The sequence below is a fragment of the Bacteroides sp. HF-4919 genome (assembly GCF_018860125.1).
Window position 1 is genome coordinate 112,944 of the sequence record NZ_JAHKNF010000008.1, and the last position, 26,593, is coordinate 139,536.

The following is a 26,593-nucleotide window of genomic DNA, read 5'->3' on the forward strand; positions in this document are numbered from 1 at the left end:
ATGGTAAAGCTCAACCTCCCTACCCGCCCCTGGGTGCCCCAATGGTTGGGCATCGCAACGATGTTCATCGTCATTTTTCCCATCACCCTGCTCAACGGAGCTTACACAGGCAGTATGATCGAAGTGTCGAACACGCTGGGAGTGATGAGCGAAGATATCACGATGGCCTATTATTCAGCTTCGGTGGGGATGGCTGTAGCCTACCCCATCGTACCGAAAATACGTGCTATAGCCACTTCGAAGACCTTGTTGCTCACAGACTTATTGCTACAGGTTTTCTTCAGTCTGATCTGTGCACAGACAGGCAGCATGGACGTCATCATGGGATGCTGTTTCTTCATGGGATTCCTCAAAGGTTTCGTCATGCTCGAGTTCATCATCCTGATCCGTCCACTTTTCAGTCCCAAAAACATACGAAGTGAATTTTACGCCTACTTCTATCCCATTGTCTTCTCCGGAGGACAGTTGTCAATGGCTATCACGGCACAATTGGCCTATCATTATCAATGGCAGCACATGTACTATTTCGTCACCATCCTTCTACTGGTTGCCATTCTGTTTGTATTGTGTTTTTTCCGTTACGCACAACGTCCCGTCCACATCCCGTTCAAGGAGATGGACGGAAAGAGCATGTTCATCATTGCCTCTGCCTATCTGCTGACACTCTATACCTTCACTTATGGCAAAACACTCGACTGGTTCGCATCCCCTAAAATAAGAGTATACGTATTCATCATCCCTCTCCTGATAGCTCTTTTCATCTACCGGCAACGGACACAGCCGAAGCCTTTCGTCAGTCTGAAACCACTTACTCTGCATAAATCCATCATCGGATACGGCTTCATGGTACTCGCCATGTTTCTGACAGCCACCAGTTCACTGGTGACCAACTACATGAACAGTATTATCCGGGTAGACAGCATTCACGCCAATTCACTCAGCCTGTGGCTGTTGCCCGGCTATGTCGTGGGAGCGATTATTTGTTTCTGGTGGTTCCGATGGCAACGGTGGCGGTTTCGCTTTCTGATTTCAGGCGGCATGTTCTGTTACGTCATTTATCTGGCAATTCTCTACTTTGGCATAACCCCGTATGGCACTTACGAAATGCTCTACCTCCCTATTTTATTCCGGGGAGTGGGCATGATGGTCCTGTTTATCGCATTCGGCGTTTTTGTCGTCGAAGATTTAGACCCGCGCCTGACACTGTCCAACGCTTTCTTCCTGATTTCCTTCCGGTCGGCACTGGCACCGGTCCTGTCGGCCTCGTTTTTCAATAACATGCTCTATTATCTTCAGGTGAAAGGCATGAATGTTCTTTCGGAAAATATGACGCTGACCAATCCAATAGCCGAACAGAAATATAACCAGGCACTGAACAGCGCCCTGGCACAGGGGCACGAATTCAGCGAAGCCGGCCAGTTGGCAACCAACAGCCTGTACTCCACTTTGCAACAGCAATCTCTGTTACTGGCACTGAAAACACTGATCGGTTATGTGCTGATACTGGCACTGGTGGTTGCAGTCGTTGCAGCTTTTATCCCTTTCCATAAGACATTGAAAGTGGCTGTCGTAAAGACGGGAGACGATATGGTATAACGAACGAGGAAAGAATAAAGATTCCTCCGGCAAATATGTAGTTTGACAACCGTCCCGATAAATTTGATAATCAACAGATTATATTTTCCAATATTTTTCTTTCAATGTAAATCCATTTATCCCGGTATGTAAAGACATTATCTCCGGTATGTAAAGGCTTTTATCCCGGCATGTAAAACCATTTACCCCGGTACGTAAAACCATTTATCCCGGCATGTAAAACTTTGATAAGCCAGTCCCGAAAACCCGGTGGATCTGATTATTCACCACAGAAGAGAATAACGTCTCACAGAAGAGAATTTCTCTCCGGAACCTTTCATAAACAAAAGATGAAAACTCTGTGCCTTCTGTACCCCTTCGTAGTGAATCAAAACCCGAACCGGATGGCAACCGGATTTTCGGACCGGCCTAAAAAAAGCCACTCAATCGCTTGAGTGGCCTTCCAAAAATGTAAATTAAATAAACATGAACAACATCATGTTTTTTTATTCAGCCAACTTATTGTCTGAACCCAGCACATTGATGATTTTGTGCTTGTAGAGTTTTTCCATGTTGTCGCGAGCCGGTCCCAGGTATTTACGTGGGTCGAACTCAGCCGGTTTTTCTGCAAATACCTTACGGATAGCAGCAGTCATAGCCAAACGAGAGTCTGAGTCGATGTTGATTTTGCAAACAGCAGAAGCAGCAGCTTTACGCAACTCGTCTTCAGGAATACCGATAGCAGCTTTCAGCGCACCACCAAATTGGTTAATGGTTGCAACTTCTTCTTCAGGAACTGAAGATGATCCGTGAAGAACGATAGGGAATCCCGGAAGTTCTTTCATTACGCCATCCAATACGTTGAATGCCAACGGAGGAGGAACCATACGGCCAGTTTTCGGATCGATGTGGCACTGTTCCGGAGTAAATTTATAAGCACCGTGAGAAGTACCGATAGAGATAGCCAATGAATCGCAACCTGTTTTAGTTACGAAATCAACTACTTCATCCGGTTCAGTATATGTGTGGTGGTCTGAAGAAACTTCATCTTCTACACCGGCCAATACGCCGAGTTCACCTTCTACAGTTACATCGAACTGGTGAGCGTAGTCAACAACTTTCTTAGTCAGAGCAACGTTTTCATCATAAGGAAGGTGAGAACCGTCGATCATTACAGAAGAGAAGCCTGAGTCGATACAGCTTTTGCAAGTTTCGAAAGTATCTCCGTGGTCGAGGTGCAAAACGATTTCAGGTTTTTTGCAGCCCAATTCTTTTGCATATTCTACAGCACCCTGAGCCATGTAACGCAACAGTGTAGCGTTAGCATACTGACGAGCACCTTTTGATACCTGCAAAATAACCGGAGACTTAGTTTCTACAGCAGCCTTGATGATAGCCTGCATCTGTTCCATATTGTTGAAGTTGAATGCAGGGATTGCATATCCACCCTTGATAGCCTTAGCAAACATATCTCTAGTGTTTACCAGACCTAAATCTTTGTAATTAACCATTTTGTTTAAAAGTTTATTGTTAGTGAATCAAAAATTCTACGCAAAAGTAAGAATAATCCTTTGAATAGAGAAACCGTCGGACGGAAATATCCGCCCGACGGGTGCAATTCAATCCTATTTCAATTTATTTCCCATCCTTTAAGAGCCGTTTGTAATGTCTACGTGGCAAATAAAGGGTTTTATTGTTTCCTCATATATATTATGGTAGGCAAGTGGTCACTGTAACCGTCCAACCATACCTTACCGCCGTAGGTGCGCAACGGTGAACCCTTGTATCTGCCCTCCTGCTGGAACAGGTATTCACGCAGAAAGACTTCGTTATGATCATATTTCAGTCCTTTTGCAGCCTGAAGCAGACTGGGTGAAATAATAATCTGATCGAACAGATTCCATTTGCCGCGATACAGCAAAGTGCCGACTCCTTTATCTTCCAGCGTCACCCACCAAGGATTATAGAGGTCATCCTCCGTCATATCTTCGACGTGTTTCTTAGCTCCCAGCACGGCAAGGCTCTGATCCATCGGGTCGTCGTTAAGATCGCCCATAATAATCAGTTTCAGGTCTTTGTCCGAACGCATTAACGAATCCTTCAATGCCTTCACCTGCATGGCGGCATGCATACGCACAGGCTCTTCCGCCCCACGGGATGGCCAATGGTTTACAATCATACATACCTTATCGCCTGCCAGTTCACCACCGACGATCAGGAATCCACGGGTCTTGTGAATCGTATCTCCTTCGAACGGAGTGGAAAGAACCAATGCCGTCGTACGGGGAGTAAACTGTTTGGGATCATACAGCAACGCACAGTCGATTCCCCGTTTATCGGGTCCTTCGTAATGTATGTAGCGATAACCTCCCGCAGCCATTTCCGGTTGGCGAATCAGGTCTTCAAGTACATTCCGGTTTTCAACCTCGGCCACCCCAATGGCGGCAGGTCCGGCAGGTACTTTATCGCGCGATAGTTCACCCAGCACTTTGGACAGTTTTTTCAGTTTGGAGTGATACTTCTCCGAGTTCCATCCCTTAGCAGCATCCGGCAGATATTCATAATCGTTTTTTCCGGCATCGTGAATGGTATCAAACAGGTTTTCAAGATTGTAAAAGGCAACGCTGTACAGCCCGTCTTTGTGCTCCTGCGCACGGACACCGACAGACAGCAACACTAAAAAGCCGAATGCAATAATCAGTTTCTTCATAATTTTGTTTTAAGTTTGATTCACCACAGAGCAACACAGAGCCTTAAGTTCTTGTTATCAGGATATTGGAAAGAAGAAAAAATCTCTATAAAACTCTGTGTTGCCCTGTGGTGAATTTAGTTCATTTCTTAACTATTTAATGTCCTTTTGGGATTTCAAACCAGCGGGACCTTGACTTTAAACCAACGGATTTTCTCCGTCAACCCTGCAAAAGTCTTAAAAAAAAGCGAGAATACGACTTTTTTTCCGAAACTTTTTTCCTAAGAAACAAAAAAGCATTATCTTTGCACTCTGAAAAATGACCATTACACTATTCTTACCAAATAGTAAACGATATAATAATTTAAAAAACAAATATTGAAATGAAAAAAGGTCTTCATCCTGAATCATACCGTCCGGTAGTATTCAAAGATATGTCAAACGGTGATATGTTTTTGTCTAAATCAACTGTGGCAACTAAAGAGACCATCGAATTCGAAGGTGAAACTTATCCGTTGCTGAAAGTCGAAATCTCAAGCACTTCTCACCCGTTCTACACAGGTAAATCTACATTGGTAGATACAGCCGGACGTGTTGACAAGTTCATGAGCCGTTACGGTAACCGTAAGAAATAATCAAACGGACTTCCGATTGATAAAAATAAGCTGCCTCCGCAAAGGAGGCAGCTTATTTTTTTGCCCGTTAGCTACCTTTCAAGGATAATTATCCAAACAACGACCTGTTTTAGTTTATTAACTATCAAAACACGTCACACAACTAAAACATTTAGTTAATTTGTCCCAACGAACAAAAGTTACCCAATTCCCCCTCCCCCCTTAAGTAACAAAGAGACTGAAAGAGAGTGGAGCCGGACGAGAGTAACCGGATAATCACAACCCAAAAACGGAGGAGGGAGTAACTATGAAATATCAACGAGTATGGCTTTTATTTTTGTTTTGTCTTTCTTTCTGGAATATGAATGCACAACATTTCGTTATCGAAGGGCAAACGAATGGATATATCCCGGACGGCTCCATTCTTTATCTGGGACATTGGAACGGAATGGGCCCGACCTTTTGTTTCACATCCGATGTTGTCCACAACGGTACCTTCCACCTGGAAGGAGAAAGAAAGAAAACACCGGATCTCATCTACCTGTATGGAACGGAGAAAGCAATCGGCACACTTGGCCTGCGTTTGTGGGTCGGTGATGATACGATAAGGATATCCGCCAATTCGGAAGTACCCGAAACATGGATTGTGAAGAACAATATGCCACAACAATCGGAAGAAGATTTATACCGGCAATTGAAGGGAAAGAACAACATGGTAATGACGAGCCGGATGAACAGCAGGCAATTATGGGATAAATCTCTTTCGCCGGACAGCATCCGGATACTATCGAGCCAGATGATACAGAATAATTTACCCGGACAGATTCGTATACTCTACAATCTGCATGAACAGCCGCAATTGACAGATGTCGGCTTAGTGTGGCTGTTTTTAACGAGTGCTTATGCCTCCTGGATGACAAGCCCGGAACATCTCCGCACAGGGAAAGAGACCTATGCCAAACTAACAGGAAAACAAAAACAAACCTATTATGGGAAATTAATCAAATCTTGTTTTTACCCTAACAAAGCACCCGAAAGGGGGGATCAATACATCGATGCAGAACTGACCGACTTGGAAGGAAATTCCTGCAAACTGTCAGATTACCTGAATAAAAACAAATACATTCTACTGGATTTCTGGGATCAATATTGCGCACCTTGCGTAAAATCTGTTTCCGGATTAAAAGAACTGGCATCTTCGTGTCCGGACAAACTGGCGATTATCAGTATAAATGTAGGCAGTCGTGAAAGTTGGGAAAAGGGTAGCCGGGATTTTCTATGGTACAACCTCAGCGACGGGCAGGGACTGGCAGGCATTGCAGCTCGTTACGGAGTAAAATCCATACCATTTTTTATCTTGATAGCGCCGAATGGCCGGATAGAAGAATGCTGGAAAGGCTATGCCATACACCGCTTCCATATGGAAGAAGAGATTATGGAAATCATCCTTCCGAATTCCTCATTAACGGAAGCACGAGAGTAAAACGACTGCCTTTTCCGACCTGAGACTGCACTTCGACACGTCCGGACAGCCGTGTGGCAATCACCTTGCAGATAGACAATCCCAATCCGGTGCCCTGCGCAAATTCATCCGCTTTATAAAAACGGTCGAAAATGGCGTTCAGGTGTCCGGTGTCGATCCCTTTGCCGGTATCTTCCACATAAATGCCTACTTCGGCCCGCCCGGGATCCACTTCACATCCCAGCGTAATGCTACCCTCCGCAGTAAACTTGTTCGCATTGCTGAGGAAGTTGGAAATGACCTGTATCAGGCGGAGCTTATCCACTGCCACATACACAGTCCAGCTATCGTCCATCTTCAACCGGAACTCTACAGGAGGATGGATGATCACCTGATGGGTACGATAAATTTCAGAAACAATCTTCGCCAGGTCATACCGTTCTATGACAAATTCCTGATTATTGGAGTCCAGTCGCGAAATATCCAGCACATCACTGATCAGCTTGAGCAACAACTCACTGTTATGATTCACAATTCCGATCATATCCTTCTTCTCCTCCTCGTCAAGCTCCCCGGCCGTCTCGTCTACCAGGATGTTGGTGAAGCCGACGATGGCATTTAGCGGTGTACGTATTTCATGGCTCATATTAGCCAGGAACGACTGCTTCAGTTCAGCGTTTTCCGCAATCTCTTTCGCCTTGATCAGTTCGTCCTCCCTTCGTACCAGTTCCTGTACATTCTGTATGACACCTGCTATCACCAATTCTCCCTGATTATCCTTCAGGCTGTCGCAACGGCATTCAAACCACTCGTACCCTTTCGCCTCATCAAAGCAGAACCGCAGCCGCTGCAGAGCCATCACCTGCAACTCTCTCGTCTCCCTGAATAATTTCTCAATGCACTGCATGTCATCGGGATGCAGATACTTTAAGAATTGCCTGAAAGCATAGCGCCGGCACTTGATACCGGTGAGTTGTACAAAGTTCTCGTCCAGATTCAGCTCTCCCCTGCGTATATACCACAAAGAGATATTTCCTCCCGAGGTGGAAAGAGACAAATGCTCGTGTGCGCTCTTCAAAGCCTGTATATCTTCATGTTCACGACGGACTTTGCGCCGGATGCGCAGCAGGGCAACGATCAAGCCAACAAACAGGCAGACAAAATAACCCCGGAAGCATACATTTCCCGGCGATATTTATCGTAGAAAGGCCGATTGAGTATCTTTACATTCTCCGGCACCGTGCCCACGTCGAAAACCTTAAAAGCAGAAAAGGGGGTCCAGTCCAATACATATTCCTTGGCAAGCTCCCGGCGTTTAGGCTCTTTGGCACCATTCCCCGACCAAAGGCCTTCTACCAAAGAAGCTACGGCTTCTGCCGATATTTCATCGGTAGCCATATATCCACCCACAATGCCGATATTTTCGTTAAAACCCTCACGGATGCAACTGAATGAAGGAATATTCAGCGTACGGGAAACAGGCATGGTAGAGACATCCCATTTATCCAGCAAGAAAGCCGTATCGTACTGCCGTTCTTCGGGCATGGAGGTGATCCCGAGCAGAACCAATCCTGCCATATAGCGGAAAGGGAACATTCTTATCGTAAAATCCCGGGGTTCTTTATTTTGAGGAAAATAGTCCTGTATGGTCAGATTTTCCTTTTGGGCCATATCATACAGTGACTGATAGATGTTTAAACTGAAAATACCGTTCTGTCTTCTCCACATCACAATATTCTTTTTATCCGTATCATCCAGTAACTTCTTCATTGAACATTTTCCCAGAAAAGTCAGATCCTGATTATAGACCACAGTGATATTGTCACGGTCAAACAACCGTTTCATAAATTCGATGTTCGACTTGAAATCGGGTTCGTCGGAAAGCAAATATACCGGAGCATCCGCATATTGCTTCAACTGCCCCTCGTTGGGAAAATGAATATTACTCAGCACCACAGGATGCTTCCACAGTAAAGGGTGTGCCGACTTCAAGACCGAATAAGCAGCCTGATCTCCCACAACCAGCAGCATATCCACACTATCTTCGCCAACTGTGTTGAGATAATCGCGCATACGTTCCACCTCTTCCTGCTCTCTATAGAATTCACAATTAAGATAAAATTCTGTAATCCGTGGAACAAATCCCCTTTCCTTCAACTCGTCTTCCAGATTCTGCCGGAACTTACCATACCCTATATCATCCGCGGCAAACGAATAAACCAATTGTATATTCAGTTGTATATTCTTCTTCCTCTGTTCCGTCCGCCGACTTTGTGCAGAATACACCCAACCGGCTGTTAAAATCAGAAGAAAGCCGATAACGGCGATGTATAGAATTCTGGAACGTTTCATTAAGACCCTTGCTGACGTTTGTTTTCCCTTTCAATTTTAAAAACTACAAATATAGACTATATTATTTATATATAAATACAAAGAGGCACATTCTTTATAGGGAAAATCCTATTGCACAATAGGGAAAAAAGCTGTGACAGAGGGAACTTCTTTTGTATCTTCGTAACATCTAAATAATAAATTTACTAAAAAAGATACGACTATGAAACGACTTGCTATTCTGTTTGTGCTTGTTCTGACATCGTGCATCCTGTATGCCAGAAGTGGAAAAGGGGATAATCTCAGCGGTCCTATCGCGCTGAAAGGCGAATTGACGGAGAAATATCAAAACTACTCAAAAGGGACTCCGGTCGTCATACGCGGAGTGCGAAAGATGAGAATTTCACCCAACGATGCGGTGGGCATCACTTACGGAGTGGAAATCGACGGACTGCAATATCCTATCGGAGAGGAAGAAGCCAACAAAATCATCCGGTTGAAACCGGAAACGGTCCTTGAGTACTGGCAGGGGATTTACCTGTCACAAGGCATGTACGATTACTACGACCGGAAAGGATACCGCTATGACATGCGGCAAGAGCTGGACGAGGAGTGCCTGGACTATCTGGACAAATTAAACGAAATCAGTTATAAAGACGCTTACATCGAGGATTACGTACAAGCCATTTTTGCCAAAGTCAATCCGGGAGAGGTGGATTCCAAACGTCCGGAACGCCTGAATGTACGCATCATCCAGTCGCCCGAACCGGATGCTTATATGTTGCCCAACGGCGCTATGCTGGTAAGTACCGGTTTACTGTGCACACTCGACTCCGAAGAGGAACTGGAAGCCGTCATTGCCAACGAAATGGTTCACTTCATCCTCGATCATCAGGTGAACAACGTGTCACGTGCCGAAACCCGTGCCAAACGTGCCGCTTTCTGGGCAGACGTGCTCGGTACGGTAGCCATGGCGGCCGATGACACCAACTGGATGTACGGATACGACGAACGGGTGGGCGCCATTGAACTGGCCGCCAGCATCGGAACCATTGCGGCATTGGTCAACGTACGGACAGTAAACCGCCTGGGAATGGATTACAACAGCAAACAAGAGATACAGGCCGACCGGATTGCAAGAGACTATCTGGCGTTCAAAGGATTGAACCCCGATGCATTATCTTCGGCTATCGCAAAAATAAAAGATTTCTATGGTTCAACGCACCGTTACAACAACCTGACACGATATGACAGCTATGCACGACTGAAAGAACGACTTGCCAAACTGGGAGAAAAAGAAAGCATCCACAGCCATGCTTATCAGAAAGCGACATCGGATATCGTGACGTTCAACGCAGCCATGTACCAGGGAGACAAACGCTACAAAATGGCCGAACAGCTTGTATGCAAGAACATAGACAACAAGGTGGCTTCGGACCACGATTACGTAATTCTGGTGAAAGCACGCATGGCACAGGAAAACACTCCCGAAAGCAATGAATCCTGCCTGAAACTGCTGGAGAAAGCCAAAGAGATCGCTACCGCCCGCAACCTGGACATCAACAAACAGGAGATCCTGCTGCTGATGCGCATGAACAAACAGGTAAAGGCTGCCGATAAGCTGAAGGAATACAGGGATCTGCTGATGCAATACCAACAGCAGAACGCGCTCGGTTCGGAAGAATCCGGATGGATCGGTGAAGAGATGAACTGGGCAGAGAAGATGCTGTCGAAGATCAGCCTGCTGTAAAGCCCAGTCACCAATATTTCAAAGGGTGTAGCCATCCGACCGCCGTGGCTACACCCTTTGCTGTGTATGGCTACACCTTCCGGAACAGAGGGTGTAGCCCTTTTTATAATCAGAAGTTAGTATAGACGCGACATCCATGGGCAGGTATCGTCAGGCCGGTCTGCATCGAGGTCACATGGAGTTTCGTACCATTCAGATACTCCGTCCAGACTCCCGTTGCCGGGAAGGTAGTGATTGCCTCTATCGGCTTAGCGGTGAAATTGCCCACCACCACCAACTTCTTGCCGTTGGCTGCCTCGAGGGTGAGAAAACGTCCTCCGGTCCAGTTGGCCGTCTTCACCAGCCAGGAGAACGTGGCTCCGGGATCAAAGAGTTCAGCATGTTCCCGCCGCAGTCTCAACAGCTTTGCGTACGTATCACACAATTCTTTCCGGGCTCCATTATCCAGATATTCCCAATGCAGGGGTTTCTTACCGGTCCGCCCTCCCTCTTCAATCGATACATCATATCCCATTTCACCAAACTGCCAGACCATCTTAGGCCCGGGTGCCGTGAAAAAGAATGAAGCATTCGTGGCAAGCTGTTTCATACGGGCATTCAGATCCGATTTTAAAGGCTCCCCGCTGTAAGCAATCTGCTTGAAGGCTGTCCGCTCTTCGTCATGGCTTTCCATAAAACCAACCCATCCTCCGTAGGGCATGGTAGTTCCGAAAGTGACCAACGGAGTAAAATCACTGTCCGACTGATAGCCCATTGCCGACTGGCAATAAGCATTGTTCAGGTTGCGCCAAAGCTGCATGCCTTCTTCCGCCAACTCGCTCTCCTCTTTTTCGTCACAGAAATGCTCAAGGATGACGACAGCCTGCGGATTCACTTCACGAATTGCCCCGTTATAATCTTTCAGGATGGCAATACGCGAAGCATCATATTTTCCGGCGGTGGCCTCCGTACTGCTGTTCTGCGTGAACCCTTTCGTCATGTCGAAACGGAAACCATCGATGTGATACTCTTCCAGCAGGAACTTCAGATTCCGTTTTACAAATGCACGCACCAAGGGCGATTCATGGTTGAAATCGTGGAAGACACCGTAAGGATGGGGCTCTTTCACATTAAACCAGGGGTTATCGGCTGCCGTACGGTTGTTTTTGGTATCCCAATACAAACGGGCAAAAGGATGCGAACCACTGGCATGGTTGTAGACAACATCAAAAAGGACAGCCATACCCGCTTCGTGGCATTTATCGATGAAAGCCTTATACATGCGGTCCGTACCGTAAGCCTTGTCCAGAGCGAAATAGAAACAAGGATTGTATCCCCAACTGTCGTTTCCGTCGAACTCCTGCACCGGCATCAGCTCGACGGCATTGAAGCCCAGACTTTTCAGATACCCTATCTTCTCCATCGCCCCGTTCAGGTCGCCTGTAGCAGTGAAGTCGCGCAACAACAGTTCGTAGATCATCAGGTTCTCTTTATCGGGTATCCGGAAGTTTTTGACCTTCCAGTTATAAGCATCCTCCCGTATCTTGAACACAGAAGCAATGCCGACAGCCCCCGAAGGATACTCTTTCGCATCGGGATAGGTAGAAGAGGAAATGTATTTATCATTATCCGGATCGAGTATCTTACGGCTGTAAGCATCGGCCAGACGAAGGGTCTCCCCTTCCCTCGTACCTACATAATACTGAAAAGCATATTCACGGGCGGGCTGAAGTCCGGTCAGCGTAATCCACCAGCACCCCGCAGCGTCATCCCGGTTCATCTGGCTGTTGCTTTCATTGCTCAGCTTCCAGTCATTAAAGTCGCCCACGACATGTGCAAAGTCCTTATGTCCTCCCTTTTTGTCTTTATCATACAGCACCAGTGTGACAGTCGACGGGTCCACCGGATTGATGCCTTCCTGCAAACCGCCGGGCATGGAGGCATATTTGACAGCCGCCGGCTCAAAAGGTTTGTACAAACGATCGGTAACAGTGACAAACGAGTCCCCGTCCAGTCCCTTTTTGCTGCCGTCGGCACTGCGGATGACGATGCCCAGCTGCCGGACCGGAGTCTCGCCCGAACCGAACCATTGGCGTATCGAAGGCTCCAGCTTAATGCTCCAGATATTATCTGCCACCCGGTTCATTTTGCATTTGTCCACATTGGTATTCCAGTCCACAGGCACATGCATCCAGCTCCCTTCCGACACCACTCCCGCATGTACATAAACATCACCCGTATAGTCATAAAGCGGAGAATCCTTCGTTGCTTTAAAGTACAGGGTCAGTGGGAGATCGGCATCCGGAGCCCCGGGCCGGAAACTCAGCCCGTCGTCACAGCTCCCCTCCTGTGTGATCCGGAGCTTTTCCGAAAGGCTGCCGCTCCTGATCACAATCTCTCCTTCACGCCCGGCCGGCCCCTGATTGGGAGCCACCGCAAAAGTCAGGTTTGCAGACACCAACCCGCGGGTATTGACCTGAGAAATCCAACTACGGTCCGCTTCCGGGATTTCGACCTCAAATGCGATATTGGCTTTTACTTCCACCTGCACATTTCCTCCTTCTTTGCCTATTTCGAAGCGGGAGGCCGTCAGTGTCAGCGCATCTTTCTGCTTTTGTGAAACGGTAAAGCTCTTTTCAATTCCTCCTGTCACCAAGGTCAGTTTCACGCTCCGGCTGTCATAACCGGTGTTTTCCTGTGTACTGACAGTGACGGAAGCGTCGCCCGCCCCACCCGAAGACGGGGTCACCGTACACCAGTCTGCCGCCGTACGTGTATCCGCACCGGTCAGCGAGATCCGCCACGGACGCCCTGCCGAGAACGACAAAGTCCGTGTTCCCGAAACAGCGGGAAAGTCAATGCCTTGCTCAAAATAAGTTTCACTATCAGACGAAAGGATCAGAGAATCGGTTTCTTCTTCATCCGACGAACAACCGAAACCAATCAGCGGAAGCAGGAGAAGCAGAAACGGAAAAGATAAATATTTCATAGATTAAAAGGTATTATTGTATATAAAAAGAAGAGAGGGATATATAAAAATTCACCACAGAGGGTACAGCGTAACACAGAGTCGATTTTTATGTCACTGATTATCGACATGAATACTCTGTGTTACCCTGTGTTCTCTGTGGTGAGAAAATTACCTGTGGTAAAAAATACAGGATTATTTCTTAGTCATGGTAGCCGTTTTGGCATCCGGATTCAACACAATGGTATAAGTTCCGGCTGTCACCTTCATATTGTCACCATCCTGAGTCAGTGCTCCCAGAGCGCCGCCCAGATTGACAGTCCATGCACCATCCCATCTGAACTTCATCTCACCGGCCACCAGAACAACATCCACCGACCAGAGTTTGGTTGCCGGATCATAATTCATCAAGGTTCCTTTATCCCATCCACCGGGCGTGGCGTCACCGATCACTTCCCATCCGGTCTTGGTCAACGAAGCTGTCAGCTTCTTCATATCGGCACCTACCCGATAGTAACCGGCTGTTTCAATCTTGATGTTATCGCCATCGCTGGGTTTCAGAATAAATGTCCCTACGTTCTTATCTCCATCCCAATTGATAGAGCCTACTATACCGATCCATACTCCGGCATCCCAGAACTTGAATTTGGTATCGGCATCGAAATAGTGTGTCCCGGTATAGATAAAGTCGCGGGCGGCAGACACTACTTTGTAGCAATCCTCTTTGGTAGCGTCCCATCCCTGATAGCTTCCCGGCAGCGCCATTTCCGCACTGGACAGTTCAACGGTGGTTTCCACCATGCTATAAGAATATTTACCGGCATTTGTCAGATTCAGGGTAATCACGTACGGGCTGGCTTTCAGCACCTTGAAGTTAGTAGGCCCTGCCACCAGTTCGCCTTCAAGCTCAGACTCCTTACCGGGCACTGCTCCGTAGTTATCGGAATCCCAGCTATTGTTCGACCTGAATTTAAACTCTTTGTCAAGCAACGGAGTAGTCACCGTCCATAAGCGGGTGGTGGCGTCATAGTCCATTTGCGTATCTTTATCCCAACCACTGGAAGTAGCGTCTCCTACCACTCCCCATACAAGGGGCCCGCTCTGTTCTGCCTTACCTCCGGCATCTACCTTGATTCCGTAAAATCCTTTTTTCGCAACCGTCAGGTCCTTTGCCAGAACCTTGGTAAGATCACTTCCGTCCACAATGGCATACGAAGCGCCGTCCGCGTCAAAGTTGGCATATCCCTGATATACCCCGTCGCCATCCGGGTCGCCCAGGAGGTAAGCATTCATATAGTCCCAGTCGGGATAACCCACGGCCACATAAGCAAATTTCCAGTCAACCGCATTCGGATCAAAAGGAGTAGCCTTGAAAGTAATCGAGTTCGAAGCCGGATCAGCTGTCACGTCATACGCTTTAGAAGTCAGCGTAATCGTAAAGTTATAAGTCTGTCCCGGATAAGCGCCCACTTTGGCCATCATAGCGTTCATCTGTGCATTGGTAAACTTCAGGACGGTAGCCCCGGTTTCACCTAATAAAACGGTTTTCGCATTCGCGTCATTCGTCAGCGTAACGTCATAGTTCACCACTGCCTTCACTCCATAGTCCGCCGGCGTCCACTTAATCTCAGGAAACTCCGCCGCAGCATTTTCATCGTTGAAAGTAAAGTCGCTTTGAGAGAAAGGCTCAAAAGCAGAGGCTTTCTGCAACTCCATGACGGGCGACTTCTCGTCTTCGCAAGCCGTAAAAGCCAGGAGCCCTAACAACAGTGTATAGAAATATATTTTTTTCATAATCTTATTCGTTGTTTTTAATGGTCATTCGATTTTAGTATCCTTCATTCTGCTTAAGATTGGTGTTAGAACCGATATCGTCTGACGGAATCGGGAACACGTTGTAGAAGTTCTCTACAGCCTTACCTTTAGCAGCGCCGCCCTTCCAGGGCCATACATAACCGGCAGTAGTAAACAGTCCGAAACGTACCAGGTCCGTACGGCGTTGTCCTTCGAAAAAGAATTCACGTCCCCGCTCGTCAATGATGAAGTTCAATGTCAAATCGGAATCGGAGATAGGAGCCAGCGTTTTATCACTGTAAGCTCTTTTACGCAGATCGTTCACATAACGGAGAGCAGTAGCTCTGTCGCCACCCTGACCGCCTCTGAGCACAGCTTCCGCATACGTCAGGTAGATCTCACCCAGACGGAAGAGCGGGAAGTCAACGTAAGCTTCCTTAGAAGGAGGCAGCGTTCCGTCCTTGTTCACATTGAAGTATTTGGTAACAGGAATACCATTATTCTGGAATGTATTTTCGTCAATAATTTCAATACTGGTTGTCAGATCGGTACGAAGCATTGCCTTACGGGTATCCGCATCGCTGCTGCTCTCTTTAAGGAACAGGTTGTAGAGTGAAGATTTTGCCCTCACACCCTGCCATGCTCCTTTGGCGTTGACTTCATCCTGAGTTGCCGTAGCCCCCCAACATAAGAAAGCGGTCATACCACCCCAGGTCATCGTCTGGTCGCCTTCATAGCGTACAGGGAAGATCATTTCGTTAGACAAGTGATTGTCTGCCTTGAACATATCCACATAAACAGGTTCCAACTGATAGCCCACTTCGATCACCTTCTTTGCATACGTGATACATTCGGTGTATTTGTTCAGGCCGACGTAAGTCTCCGCATTGAGGTACAAGCGTGACAAGAGTGCCCATGCGGCAGCCTTGTTGGCATGTCCGTAGTCCTGGCTGTATCCCACTGTCGGTTCCGACATATCTTCCACACACTCAGTCAGCTCTTTCTCAATCCAGTTGAACAGGTCGGCAGCTATGATCTGCTTCGGCGGAATGCTTCCGATCGGGCTGTTTTCGTCTACAAACGGTACATTGCGATACAGGTCGAGCGCATACTCATAGCTCAGTGCACGCAGGAAACGGGCTTCGGCACGCCATGTCTTGATCGAGGCTTTCAGTGAAGCGTCGCAACCGCGGGCATCCAGTTTATCTTCGGTCGTCTCGCGCAGATAGGCGTTGGCTACGTTGATCTGATAGAACAGGCGGTAATATGAACCCTTGATCCACGGACTGGATGCACCCCAGGAGATGTGGTTGAATTCAGGGATACCGGGGTCGTTCCATGCACAGTGTGCGATGTCCGAAGGCAGATCCTGCATATTCCACAATACACGGAGGAAGGAAGCCTGGCTACCGCCGTCGATACCTACCACATCCTGATCGGAGTCACCTCCGCTGTTACCACCGATGGCCATACCCGCATAAATCTTAGCAAGGCTCTGTTCATAGGCTAAAGGCTCGTTCCCGAAAACAACGTCGGAAACCAATTCGTCTTTGTCCAGTGGAACCGTATCGAGGTCGTTTACACAAGACGCTACTCCTAACATCATTCCCAGCAATGCACAGGGAAGAAGATATTTAAATTTTATTGTTTTCATGTTTTACAGATTTAAAAATTGAGATTAAGGCCGATCATGAATACACGGGGGCGAGGATAGATGTTGTTATCGATTCCTTCACCACTGATTTCCGGATCCAGTCCCTTGTACTTAGTGATGACAAACGGATTCTGTACCGTAGCATATACGCGTGCACTCTGTTTATCATTGAAGAGCTTGTTGAACGTATACCCTAAAGAGATGTTGTCCATACGCACGAACGAAGCATTCTGAACGTAATAGCTCGAACGGTATTGAGCGTTCTTGAAGTCGGTGCTGCGGGCAGAGGTCAGACGGTTCTTCAGGAATCCGGTCTGGTCATACATATTGGCGCCTTCGTATGCTTCACGGTTGGACTGTACGTTGTTGTAAACATAGTTACCAAAGCTGCCGCGCAAAGCAAATGAAAAGTCCCAGTTTTTATAAGAAAGTTGTGAGGTCAGCCCCATGAACACGTCGGGAGCAGCTTTCTTGAAGCAGATCAGGTCGGCGTCGTTAATCTGGTTATCGCCATTCTGGTCTACATAAGCACCTTCGATAGGTTTACCGTCGGGACCGTAAATCTGCTCGAACACGTAGAAGGAGTTGAATGCCTCGCCTACCCGGTGGATCAGGGCGTTGTATCCTGTACCACCGTCGATACCGCCATGGATGACACCGGCATAGTTGGGGTCGTCGTTGAAGGTCATCTTGGTGATCTTGTTCTTATTGTAAGAGATGTTGTAGCCGATGTTCCAGTTCCAGTCTTTGGTTGAAACGGCATGGGCATTGATGCTGAATTCAAAACCCTTGTTCTCCAATGTACCTACATTGGTCAGCAGTTGATTGCTGAAGTTGGTTCCGGCAGGAGCCGTAACGGTGTTCAGCAAGTCCTTCGTTTTACGGAAGTAATAGTCGATTGTACCCGTGATGCGTCCATTCAGGAAACCGTAATCAATACCTACGTTCCAGGTAGTGGTTTCTTCCCACTTCAGGTTCTGGTCGTAAGGTTGCGGAGCAATCAGAGAGTATTCGGTGTCACCGAAATAATAGTTGGCACCTGCCTTGGAGTACATATAGCGGGCCATATACGGATAATCTCCGTTACCCAGGTTCTGCTGTCCGGTCACACCATAGCCCAAACGCAGCTTCAGGTCCGAGATAGCGTTCACATTCTTCAGGAATGACTCCTCGTTCAGTTTCCACGCCAGTGCTACGGACGGGAACAATCCCCAGCGGTTGTCCGGGCTGAAACGTGAAGAACCGTCGTTACGCAAGGTGAATGTCACCAGATAACGGTTCAACAATGTATAGTTGAGACGTCCGAAGAAAGAAACCAGGTAGCTTTCGCTCGCATAGTCATCCCCCTTCTTATAGAATTCTTCCCCGGTCTTCTCTGCATAAGCGGCCGAGTAGGGATAAGAGTTGGTAGTCGAATTATAGAAATGCTGCCAGGAGTAACCTGCCATGACGTCGATGTAGTTGACTCCGAACGTATTGGTATAGTTCAAGTAGAAATCGAGCAAGGTGTTGCGCTTCAACTGTGTATAATGGCTGTTTTCACCAAAACCGCTTTTAAAATTACCCGTACAGTAAGTCAGCGGTGAATTGTCGGCGATAATCACGTCACCCTTACTCTTCGATACGTCATAACCTAAATTCAGGTTAGCGCGCAGTTCGGGCAAGAAGTGGAATTTATAATCGATCTGCGCGTTGCCGATACTGCGGTAAACGGTCGATTTGTCATCTTTCTCTTCAAGCATGGCAACAGGGTTGGCCAGACCGATATCAATCGGAGAAACCTTCTCTCCCTCCTGCTTCATATACATAAAGTATCCGTTTCCGTAAGGGTTGCCTTCCATATAGACAGGCTGTGTGGGGTCATACTGGGTAGCCAGACCGATAGCTGCACGGTCGGCAAAACGGTTCTTGTTGTACACTCCCTTCACATTCAGCTGGATGTTGAGCTTCTTGTCGAAGAAGTTGGGGTTCAGGTTAATGGCACCTGTCAGACGTTGCATGTTCGAAGTCTTCAGGATACCGTTTTCGTTTGTATACGCCACAGACACACGATAAGGCATATGCGGAACGGCTCCGGATACACTTACATTATGGTCGGTGCTGAAAGCCGTGCGGAATATTTCATCCTGCCAGTCGGTAGAGGTTTTGCCCAAAGCGTTGGCCTGAAGACTATTCTCGCCAAACTTCTCGATCACGAAATTACGGAAATCGTCTGCCTTCATCACATCGACCGTATTCGACTTCGTACTGATAGAGAACGTGCCGCTGTAGTCCACCTTCACGCGTCCCGACTGTCCCTTCTTGGTGGTAATGATGATAACACCATTGGAGGCACGCGAACCGTAAATAGCAGTAGCAGAGGCATCTTTCAGAATCGTAAACGTCTCGATGTCATTGGGGTGGACGGTAGAGAGCGGATTGCCCATACCTTTGATTTCGGTGTTATCGACAGGCACCCCGTCAATAACGATCAGCGGGTCGTTGCTGGCCGACATGGACGAACCTCCGCGCACACGGATCGTAGCCCCGGCTCCCGGAGCGCCGCCGTCGGTAATCACGCTGACACCTGCGGCCTTACCCACCAACAGGTCGGAAGCCGAAGTAGCCATACCTTTTACCATCTTGTCCGCATCGATTGCCATCACCGAGCCGGTCACGTCATTCTTCTTCACGGTACCATAACCGATCACCACCGCTTCCTGAAGCATCACCGCGTCATCTTGGAGGGTTACCGTCACACTGGGAGCAGCTTTCACTTCAACCGGCTTGTAACCGATGAAAGAAATCACGAGGGTAGAATGTTGAGGAACACTCAGAACAAAGTTTCCGTTCAGATCGGTAATCGTACCGATAGAAGAATTATCCTTCACAACCACATTCGCGCCGATTACGGGTTCACCCGTTGAATCTTTCACATGTCCCTTGACAGAGACTTGCTGTGCATAAGCGCTCAATGACAAGAATAGCCCAAACAACAGGGGCAGAATCATACGACAGATTCTAAGATTAACTTGCTTCATGCATTTAAAAATTAAAGTTAACAATATAAATATTAATATGATTTCTAAACTTTACATAGAGAATGAACGACTCCATTCCCGTTCTTGATTACGTAGCAAAAATAGTATATTAAGCAACAGCCACTTATTTAATGTCCGACAAATCCGCTCCCGCAACTACGCAAACGATTGCACCGTAAAAGCGGGGTTATAGCACATTGTCACCGAACTTTTTAGCCTCCTTTACACTATTTTTGTATCATATTAAACAAATCCGTAAATACATTGGTTTTGTTTTTATATAAAATCATTTACCTTTGGGTGAAAAACGAATCGAGTTCACCACAGAGGGACACAGAGTTTCACAGAGATTAATCAGCTGCGCTCTATTTGTTTTCAGACAAAAGAACAGATAAACAAATAAAGGATAGTATGTCCTTTGGTTCTTATGTCTAAAAAAAAACTCTGTGCCCTCTGTGTCCTCTGTGGTGAATTTCAAAACCAATCAACCATGAATAAACCGCAAATCACAATCAAAGACATCGCCCGCGAACTGGGAGTCTCCCCCTCCACCGTATCGAGGGCCTTGAAGGACAATCCCGACATCAGCCAGGAAACAAGGGACGCTATACATAAGTACGCGCGCGAACATAATTATAAGCCTAATGTATTGGCACTGAACCTGCGCACGAGCCGTTCCAACACCATCGGGGTCATCATTCCACAACTCGTGCACCACTTTTTTTCGTGTGTGCTGAGCGGCATCGAGGAGACGGCGGCAAAAGCCGGATACAACATCCTGGTGGCACAGAGCAACGAAGAGTATGAACGGGAAGTGAAAATCGTCCACTCTTTTCTCGCGGCACGGGTTTGCGGGGTCATCACTTCCCTGGCCAAAGACACCTCCCAATACGACCATTACCAGGAGTTGCTGGACAATAATATCCCCATCGTGTTTTACGACCGTATCTGTACCGGAATCAATACCGAACGGGTGGTGGTGGACGATTACGCGGGCTCGTTTGCGGCGGTGGAGTATATGATACAGACCGGATGCAAACGCATCTTTTTTTACAGCGCCGCCCCTCACCTCGAAATCTCCAAGAACCGGCGGAACGGTTATCTGGATGCCATGAAGAAGTACCGGATTCCGGTAGACCAGAGCATGATCAAGCTGTGTGATACCCGCGAAAAAGCAATTGCCATTACTCCCGCCCTGCTGGAAGGCCCCGACCGTCCGGACGGTTTCTTTGCCATCAACGACGAAACGGCATCGGGCATCCTCTATTCCTGCAAACTGGTGGGACGGAAAGTGCCGGACGAAGTGTCCATCTGCGGGTTCACAGACGGAGCCATTGCCCAAAGCACAGACCCGAAACTGACCACGGTAGAGCAGCACGGCGAGGAGGTAGGCAAAAGTGCCATCAAGCTGCTGATAGAAAAACTGGAGGGAAACGATGAAGGAAAAAGCAGCAACAAAATCGTGCGGACCAACCTGGTGGTACGAGGAACAACGAAATAAACCGGGTTCACCACAGAGGACACGGAGGACACAGAGGATGCAGAGTTTTAATCTCTTGTTTGTCGGATTATTTTAAGAGAAAATCTTCTCTGTGCCCTCTGTGTCCTCCGTGGTGAATCCATTTCTAACGAAATCATTTATCATAAATATCATGAAAGTAAAACCTGACTTAAGTTTTTGGAAGCTGTGGAACATCAGCTTTGGTTTTTTCGGCGTACAGATTGCATACGCACTGCAAAGCGCCAACATCAGCCGCATATTTGCTACATTAGGCGCCGATCCGCACAGTCTGAGCTATTTCTGGATACTCCCTCCGTTAGCGGGAATCATCGTACAGCCCATCATCGGTTCGGCAAGCGACAAAACCTGGACACGCTTCGGCCGGCGCATCCCTTACCTTTTTGTAGGTTCTCTGATCGCGGTGCTCGTGATGTGCCTGCTGCCCAACGCAGGCAGTTTCGGCATGGCAGTGGGCACGGCGATGACCTTCGGACTGGTGTCGCTGATGTTCCTCGATACTTCGATCAACATGGCCATGCAGCCTTTCAAAATGCTGGTGGGCGACATGGTAAACGAGAAGCAGAAGGGACTGGCCTACTCCATCCAGAGCTTCCTATGCAATGCCGGCAGCCTGGTAGGTTATCTGTTCCCGTTCATCTTCACGTTTATCGGCATCAGCAATACGGCGGGCAAGGGGACGGTACCCGATTCGGTGATTTACTCGTTCTACATCGGTGCCGCCATCCTGATCCTGTGCGTCATCTACACCACGGTAAAAGTGAAAGAGATGCCCCCGAAAGAGTTTGAAGAATTCCACGGTATCACAGCCGACGAAAAGAAAGAGAAAACCGACTTCATCTCTCTGCTGAAGCATGCCCCGAAAGTATTCTGGACGGTAGGCCTGGTACAGTTCTTCTGCTGGGCGGCCTTCATGTACATGTGGACGTATACCAACGGTGCCATCGCAGCCACCGTATGGGGCACCACCGACGTGCAGAGCGCAGGCTATCAGGAAGCGGGCAACTGGGTAGGTGTCCTGTTTGCCGTACAGGCCATCGGCTCGGTCATCTGGGCAGTGGTGCTCCCCCTGTTCAAGGCACGCAAGCAGGCCTACGCACTGAGCCTCGTGCTGGGTGGCGTCGGATTTATATCCACCCTCTTCTTCCACAACGAATACCTGTTGTTTGCCTCCTACCTGCTGATCGGATGCGCCTGGGCAGCCATGCTCGCCCTGCCGTTCACCATCCTGACCAATTCTGTTTCGGGCAAGAATATGGGTGCTTACCTGGGATTGTTTAACGGGACCATCTGCGTTCCGCAAATTGTAGCGGCACTCGTCGGCGGAGGCATCCTCCACCTTGTCGGCGGACATCAGGTGAACATGCTGGTATTGGCGGGCGTACTGCTGATCGTGGGAGCCGTTTGCGTCTATTTCATCAAAGAGACGGTGGTGCATCACGAAAAGTAAGCGGAAGAGGAGTGTGTGTCGAAACCCACCACAGAGGACACAGAGTAACACAGAGGCGATTTAAAGTTGTTGATTATTAATAAAAAGACTCTGTGATACTCTGTGTTACTCCGTGGTGAAAAGGGTTCTGACACAACCTCCTCTTCCGGCCGCTCAGCCTTGCCTGTCACTCCATAGATATGATCTTAGCGTTTTCGTCATACTGATAAGGATACCTCTTTGCCGCCCGGTTCATATCACTGACCTTATCGGTGACAGGACCCGCGATAATTTCCACATCGGTCAGCGTCAAACGGGTTTCATCAGACCCGGTCCCAAATCCATACGTTCCTTTATTGCAAGTGGTATAGCACCCGGTCATTCGGGCTACTCCATCGTAGAGTTCATATTCCCCGAACAGTCCGCCTACATTTTTATCATAGCTGCCGGTCGTGCTGACGGTTCCCGTAGCGTAACAGGCCAGTATAGATTGCGTAGATTGCTGCCGTGAAGCGCCGATAAGTCCGCCCAAATAATTCTCCCGATTATGGGTAGCGGACGACACGTCCCCCGTGGCGTAACACAGCACAATGCTTTGTGTAGCGCCATTCATGTCATTGCGCCCTATCAGCCCTCCCAGGTTAACTGGGCCGTTTCCACCGGAAGTAACCGTTCCGGTAGCATAACAGGCCATAATCGTCTGCGCACTAAAACTACTGGAGTTCCCCCCGATCAACCCACCGGCATAGGACCCTCGCACACCGGTCAGAATTACATTGCCCGTGGCGGAACAGTCCGTAATGGTACCGACTTGCTGGGCCAAGCCTATCAATCCGCCCACAACATTTTCGGCAGCCACAGCGCAGGCAGCCCTGCTATGAAGAACGGTACCTGCATTGACATCCCCTATCAGTCCGCCTACATAACTCTGTCCGATAATTTCTCCGCCAAGCACCGTGCAAGATTCTATGTCGCTATTTTCCGCCACTCCTATCAGGCCGCCGATATTTCCACAATTCTCACCGTTAACTTCTATATCCGTCACCTGACAACCGGTAACCGTACTGCCCTGGGCTCCTCCGATCAGTCCGCCTATACGCTCCCCTTGAAGCACCTCGAATTTCGGAGATTCAATCCGGATATTCTTTATCTCCGCCGACACGGCGTAGCCCACTAATCCATAGTAATAAAAGACATCCGCTTTTTCTATTTTCAGGTTCGACACCGTATGCCCCTGTCCGTCCAGCACACCGCTGAAGCCGGCCGAACCCAATTCCCCTCCGACAGGCGTCCAGCGGGTCCCGTTCAGGTCGATGTCCGCTTCAAGCCTGAAATGCCTGCCGCTGTACGCATCGCCCCGGTTCACACTGTAGGCCAGCCCCATCAGGTCCGCTTTGTTCCTGATCCGGTAGGGTTTGGCTGCCGTACCGTCATTTTCGGCGTTCTTCGTCAGGCTCAGGAGGTAGAAAGTGCTGTGTCCCGCATTGTCCGTAGCCATCAGCGTCACGTCATTCTTTCCGGTGATGGCGGTGGCATCGATCTTCCTGTTTGTCTCGTCAACAGTCACAAGCCATCCGTCATTGGTTTGCCTGAACAGCGATACACGCACTTTACCGGCATCTCCCTTTATTTGATAGGTGATTCCGTCCATCTCGTCCATGGCGATGGTCCGGCTCAGGTCTATCGGAGTGGTCCCCGAAAAGAAATCCAGCCCCAGCGCGATATACTTAGGGATGCGCAAAGTGGGATTGTCCGTCAGATCGTCCGGAGTGTTATCAGACAGAATGAACACGACGTAATCCGGATCCGAATTGTCCATGCCCGCGAAAACAGCGTCTTTTCCATCGGTTCCGTTGGTTCCGTCAACCCCGTCAGTTCCATTAGTTCCGTTATCGCCGGATACCTTCGTCCATGTCCCGCCGCCATCTACCGAAAGATACACAGCGTCCGCCTTGTACCCGTCCCCCAATTCCGACCCGGTTTTCAAAGTCGGGGAAATTGCCTTATCACCTTCATCCCCGGTGGTACGTATCTTGTCTCCATTGGCATCCGTCATCCAGGCCGGAGCACCTGTGCCCGTCTGCACGGTCCAGTAGTACAGGCCGTCGGCGGCTTTGGCCACTCCTATAACCGGGCTTACTCCGTTGACTCCGTCCTTGCCATCTTTGCCATCCTCACCGTCTTTGCCGTCTTCACCATCCTGACCGTCCTTGCCGTTCTTTATGGTAATATTGCCTCCTTTCGAGAACGTGATGACATACCCCTCTTCTGACGGCGTCACCCCGGTCACAAAATCATTATTTTCCAGAGCTTCCACCAATCCTTTCAATGATAGAATCTCTTGGTTTACGGTAGTACACCACTTTTCCAGTTCGGCTACCTTACCTTCCACCTGATCCAGACGCCCCCTTAATTCGGAGTCGTCATAATAGCAAGAAGACACTGCGAATAAGGATATTCCTATCAGCGCAGTTCTAATACATAAAAATGACCTTTTCATAAATATTCAATTATCATATTAATAAAACGAATTAGCAGCCAAATGCTTACAAAGTTACTCTTTGTCCTATTTCAAGACACGGGCACGATATAATCATTTTATTATCAGCACATTGCAATCTCCAAGCAGTATCTTTCATTACTATTTGTGTTTCAAAAAACGTACGTCTTTTGGCACTCCACTTTTCAAGTTTTAATTCACATTTCATTGTATCAGCTTTTCAACCTTCTCACCCGATGGTCAAAAATGCCTTGAAACCACGATAAAAACGCCTTTTGACAAACATAAATACATTTTATCCAAAAATATTATTTATAAATTATTTGGATAAACAAGAAGAAGAGACTATTTTTGTGCCAAAAGACGTACGTTTTTTGAAACAGATAAATAAGCATATTCTTCTTATAATCAGTAATATATTCCAAACATCACCAGACATTTCTTATTTATTAAAGAATGTTATCAAAGCCTCTAAACCGTTCGTTTTTCACTAATATACCTTAATTTTGCAGCTTCATTTATTGTAAATAATAATAAAATAATGAAGAAAGAATTTTTTTTAAATGTGAGGCTGAAATCAACGAAGGAAGCCTGAAATTAGTGTTTGAAGACCCGGAAGAGATTCTGGAAGTATGTAACAAGATTTACTCTACGAAAGAGGATCGCATTGTCATACAAAGAGAAAGAAATCAGTTACTTACGTTTGCTCTCCGGAATGCGGTCAGTCTTGATACCTTCGATCCGGACAAGCCGTTCATCCCCCATCTGACACACCAGCTATGCCGTGCCTATGACTTCCGGAGCATCTACCGTCCTCAACAGTCCGTATCGGAGGAATACATTGAAAGAGAGCTATTTAAGCTCTGGAACGAGATGAAAGAGAAAAACAATGAAGAAACACTCCGGAAGGCGTAGAACGCCTCCGGAGGATTATATGGAAATACGCACCCGAAGCCCTACCTTTGCTGCTGCAGAATAGGTTTGAAAGAAAGCATTCTGCACAGAATCAAATCATTTAACTTGCACTATTATGAAATACGAATTATTTTTCCGCTATCGCGTCAGCATGATGTCCGACGACCGGGTGATCGCCCTATGCGAACAGAACGGCATAGAAGGCATAGGCATCTATACCGTCCTGCTGGCCGAGTTACGACAACACGAGGGGTATCGCTGCGCCTTTGCTTCACTGCCTGCACTGGCACGCCGCTGGAATGTATCCCTGGAAAAGCTGCAAAAGATAGTGTGCGACTTCCGCCTGTTCCGCCTCTACGCGGAAGACGAAAGCGGGCGCAGCTTCTCAAGCATC

Annotated in this window: 16 protein-coding genes and 1 pseudogene; 8 read left to right on the forward strand and 9 right to left on the reverse strand. The window is 47.9% G+C overall.

The genetic code is table 11. From position 1 onward, the window contains the following. Positions 1 to 1,596: an MFS transporter gene (locus tag KO473_RS14750; protein WP_122130175.1), complete on the forward strand. Its 1,596-nt coding sequence runs from the start codon at positions 1 to 3 to the stop codon at positions 1,594 to 1,596. A 485-nt stretch (positions 1,597 to 2,081) separates the two neighbouring features. Here KO473_RS14750 and KO473_RS14755 read toward each other — a convergent pair whose 3' ends face one another. Further along, complete coding sequence (locus tag KO473_RS14755; protein ID WP_005780641.1) at positions 2,082 to 3,086, reverse strand: class II fructose-bisphosphate aldolase; 1,005 nt, start codon at positions 3,084 to 3,086, stop codon at positions 2,082 to 2,084. A gap of 179 nt (positions 3,087 to 3,265) precedes the next feature. Beyond that, a complete protein-coding gene (locus tag KO473_RS14760; RefSeq protein ID WP_005780642.1) occupies positions 3,266 to 4,285 on the reverse strand; it encodes an endonuclease in 1,020 nt (339 codons plus the stop codon). 362 nt (positions 4,286 to 4,647) lie between these two features. Between KO473_RS14760 and KO473_RS14765 the strand changes: the two genes are divergently transcribed. Together KO473_RS14765 and KO473_RS14770 are read left to right on the forward strand one after the other, a co-directional pair. After that, entirely contained in the window at positions 4,648 to 4,899 is a 252-nt protein-coding gene (locus KO473_RS14765; protein WP_005780644.1) for a type B 50S ribosomal protein L31, read from the forward strand. Between the two features lie 286 nt (positions 4,900 to 5,185). Then, positions 5,186 to 6,361, forward strand: coding sequence for a peroxiredoxin (locus tag KO473_RS14770; protein ID WP_250716564.1), 1,176 nt, complete (start codon positions 5,186 to 5,188; stop codon positions 6,359 to 6,361). On the opposite strand, the gene KO473_RS23465 is transcribed toward KO473_RS14770, so the two are convergent. Both KO473_RS23465 and KO473_RS23470 read right to left on the reverse strand, forming a co-directional pair. Next, positions 6,321 to 7,481 (reverse strand): HAMP domain-containing sensor histidine kinase, encoded by a 1,161-nt coding sequence (locus KO473_RS23465; RefSeq protein WP_250716565.1) that lies wholly within the window; start codon positions 7,479 to 7,481, stop codon positions 6,321 to 6,323. The genes KO473_RS14770 and KO473_RS23465 overlap by 41 nt on opposite strands. Continuing rightward, positions 7,478 to 8,692 carry a hypothetical protein gene (locus KO473_RS23470; RefSeq protein ID WP_250716566.1) on the reverse strand — a complete coding sequence of 405 codons (1,215 nt, stop codon included), beginning with the start codon at positions 8,690 to 8,692 and terminating at the stop codon, positions 7,478 to 7,480. The genes KO473_RS23465 and KO473_RS23470 overlap by 4 nt, the downstream gene beginning before the upstream one ends. 202 nt (positions 8,693 to 8,894) lie before the next feature. On the opposite strand from KO473_RS23470, the gene KO473_RS14780 reads away from it, so the two are divergent. Beyond that, positions 8,895 to 10,421 (forward strand): M48 family metallopeptidase, encoded by a 1,527-nt coding sequence (locus tag KO473_RS14780; RefSeq protein ID WP_032540164.1) that lies wholly within the window; start codon positions 8,895 to 8,897, stop codon positions 10,419 to 10,421. 109 nt (positions 10,422 to 10,530) lie between these two features. Here the strand turns inward: KO473_RS14780 and KO473_RS14785 are convergent, their stop codons facing one another. From KO473_RS14785 to KO473_RS14800, 4 genes are all read right to left on the reverse strand, one after another. Next, positions 10,531 to 13,389, reverse strand: a complete 2,859-nt coding sequence (locus KO473_RS14785) for an alpha-amylase family glycosyl hydrolase (RefSeq protein WP_122130176.1) — start codon at positions 13,387 to 13,389, stop codon at positions 10,531 to 10,533. A 174-nt stretch (positions 13,390 to 13,563) separates the two neighbouring features. Continuing rightward, positions 13,564 to 15,162: a SusF/SusE family outer membrane protein gene (locus tag KO473_RS14790; RefSeq protein WP_005821207.1), complete on the reverse strand. Its 1,599-nt coding sequence runs from the start codon at positions 15,160 to 15,162 to the stop codon at positions 13,564 to 13,566. Between the two features lie 34 nt (positions 15,163 to 15,196). Beyond that, positions 15,197 to 16,816, reverse strand: a complete 1,620-nt coding sequence (locus KO473_RS14795; RefSeq protein ID WP_005821209.1) for a RagB/SusD family nutrient uptake outer membrane protein — start codon at positions 16,814 to 16,816, stop codon at positions 15,197 to 15,199. An 11-nt stretch (positions 16,817 to 16,827) separates the two neighbouring features. Then, positions 16,828 to 19,836 carry a TonB-dependent receptor gene (locus KO473_RS14800; RefSeq protein WP_005821210.1) on the reverse strand — a complete coding sequence of 1,003 codons (3,009 nt, stop codon included), beginning with the start codon at positions 19,834 to 19,836 and terminating at the stop codon, positions 16,828 to 16,830. A gap of 490 nt (positions 19,837 to 20,326) precedes the next feature. Here KO473_RS14800 and KO473_RS14805 point away from each other — a divergent pair, with 490 nt between their 5' ends. Then, complete coding sequence (locus KO473_RS14805; protein ID WP_005780657.1) at positions 20,327 to 21,337, forward strand: LacI family DNA-binding transcriptional regulator; 1,011 nt, start codon at positions 20,327 to 20,329, stop codon at positions 21,335 to 21,337. Positions 21,338 to 21,488: 151 nt separating this feature from the next. Then, entirely contained in the window at positions 21,489 to 22,805 is a 1,317-nt protein-coding gene (locus KO473_RS14810) for an SLC45 family MFS transporter (protein ID WP_005821212.1), read from the forward strand. A 166-nt stretch (positions 22,806 to 22,971) separates the two neighbouring features. On the opposite strand, the gene KO473_RS14815 is transcribed toward KO473_RS14810, so the two are convergent. Then, positions 22,972 to 25,284: a PL29 family lyase N-terminal domain-containing protein gene (locus KO473_RS14815; RefSeq protein WP_005821213.1), complete on the reverse strand. Its 2,313-nt coding sequence runs from the start codon at positions 25,282 to 25,284 to the stop codon at positions 22,972 to 22,974. 600 nt (positions 25,285 to 25,884) lie between these two features. On the opposite strand from KO473_RS14815, the gene KO473_RS14820 reads away from it, so the two are divergent. Together KO473_RS14820 and KO473_RS23700 are read left to right on the forward strand one after the other, a co-directional pair. Then, positions 25,885 to 26,199, forward strand: coding sequence for a hypothetical protein (locus KO473_RS14820; RefSeq protein WP_005807684.1), 315 nt, complete (start codon positions 25,885 to 25,887; stop codon positions 26,197 to 26,199). Positions 26,200 to 26,314: 115 nt separating this feature from the next. Next, positions 26,315 to 26,536 (forward strand): annotated as a pseudogene (locus KO473_RS23700) (Lin1244/Lin1753 domain-containing protein); the annotation flags it as partial. Positions 26,537 to 26,593: the final 57 nt, after the last annotated feature.

Excerpts from the sequence above, each read along its gene's own strand:
- KO473_RS14780 (WP_032540164.1), top strand. The coding sequence starts at position 8,895 with ATGAAACGACTTGCTATTCTGTTTGTGCTTGTTCTGACATCGTGCATC.
- KO473_RS14770 (WP_250716564.1), top strand. The coding sequence starts at position 5,186 with ATGAAATATCAACGAGTATGGCTTTTATTTTTGTTTTGTCTTTCTTTC.
- KO473_RS23470 (WP_250716566.1), bottom strand. The coding sequence starts at position 8,692 with ATGAAACGTTCCAGAATTCTATACATCGCCGTTATCGGCTTTCTTCTG.
- KO473_RS14805 (WP_005780657.1), top strand. The coding sequence starts at position 20,327 with ATGAATAAACCGCAAATCACAATCAAAGACATCGCCCGCGAACTGGGA.
- KO473_RS14765 (WP_005780644.1), top strand. The coding sequence starts at position 4,648 with ATGAAAAAAGGTCTTCATCCTGAATCATACCGTCCGGTAGTATTCAAA.
- KO473_RS14750 (WP_122130175.1), top strand. The coding sequence starts at position 1 with ATGGTAAAGCTCAACCTCCCTACCCGCCCCTGGGTGCCCCAATGGTTG.
- KO473_RS14815 (WP_005821213.1), bottom strand. The coding sequence starts at position 25,284 with ATGAAAAGGTCATTTTTATGTATTAGAACTGCGCTGATAGGAATATCC.
- KO473_RS14810 (WP_005821212.1), top strand. The coding sequence starts at position 21,489 with ATGAAAGTAAAACCTGACTTAAGTTTTTGGAAGCTGTGGAACATCAGC.
- KO473_RS14795 (WP_005821209.1), bottom strand. The coding sequence starts at position 16,816 with ATGAAAACAATAAAATTTAAATATCTTCTTCCCTGTGCATTGCTGGGA.
- KO473_RS14755 (WP_005780641.1), bottom strand. The coding sequence starts at position 3,086 with ATGGTTAATTACAAAGATTTAGGTCTGGTAAACACTAGAGATATGTTT.
- KO473_RS14785 (WP_122130176.1), bottom strand. The coding sequence starts at position 13,389 with ATGAAATATTTATCTTTTCCGTTTCTGCTTCTCCTGCTTCCGCTGATT.
- KO473_RS14760 (WP_005780642.1), bottom strand. The coding sequence starts at position 4,285 with ATGAAGAAACTGATTATTGCATTCGGCTTTTTAGTGTTGCTGTCTGTC.
- KO473_RS14800 (WP_005821210.1), bottom strand. The coding sequence starts at position 19,836 with ATGAAGCAAGTTAATCTTAGAATCTGTCGTATGATTCTGCCCCTGTTG.
- KO473_RS14790 (WP_005821207.1), bottom strand. The coding sequence starts at position 15,162 with ATGAAAAAAATATATTTCTATACACTGTTGTTAGGGCTCCTGGCTTTT.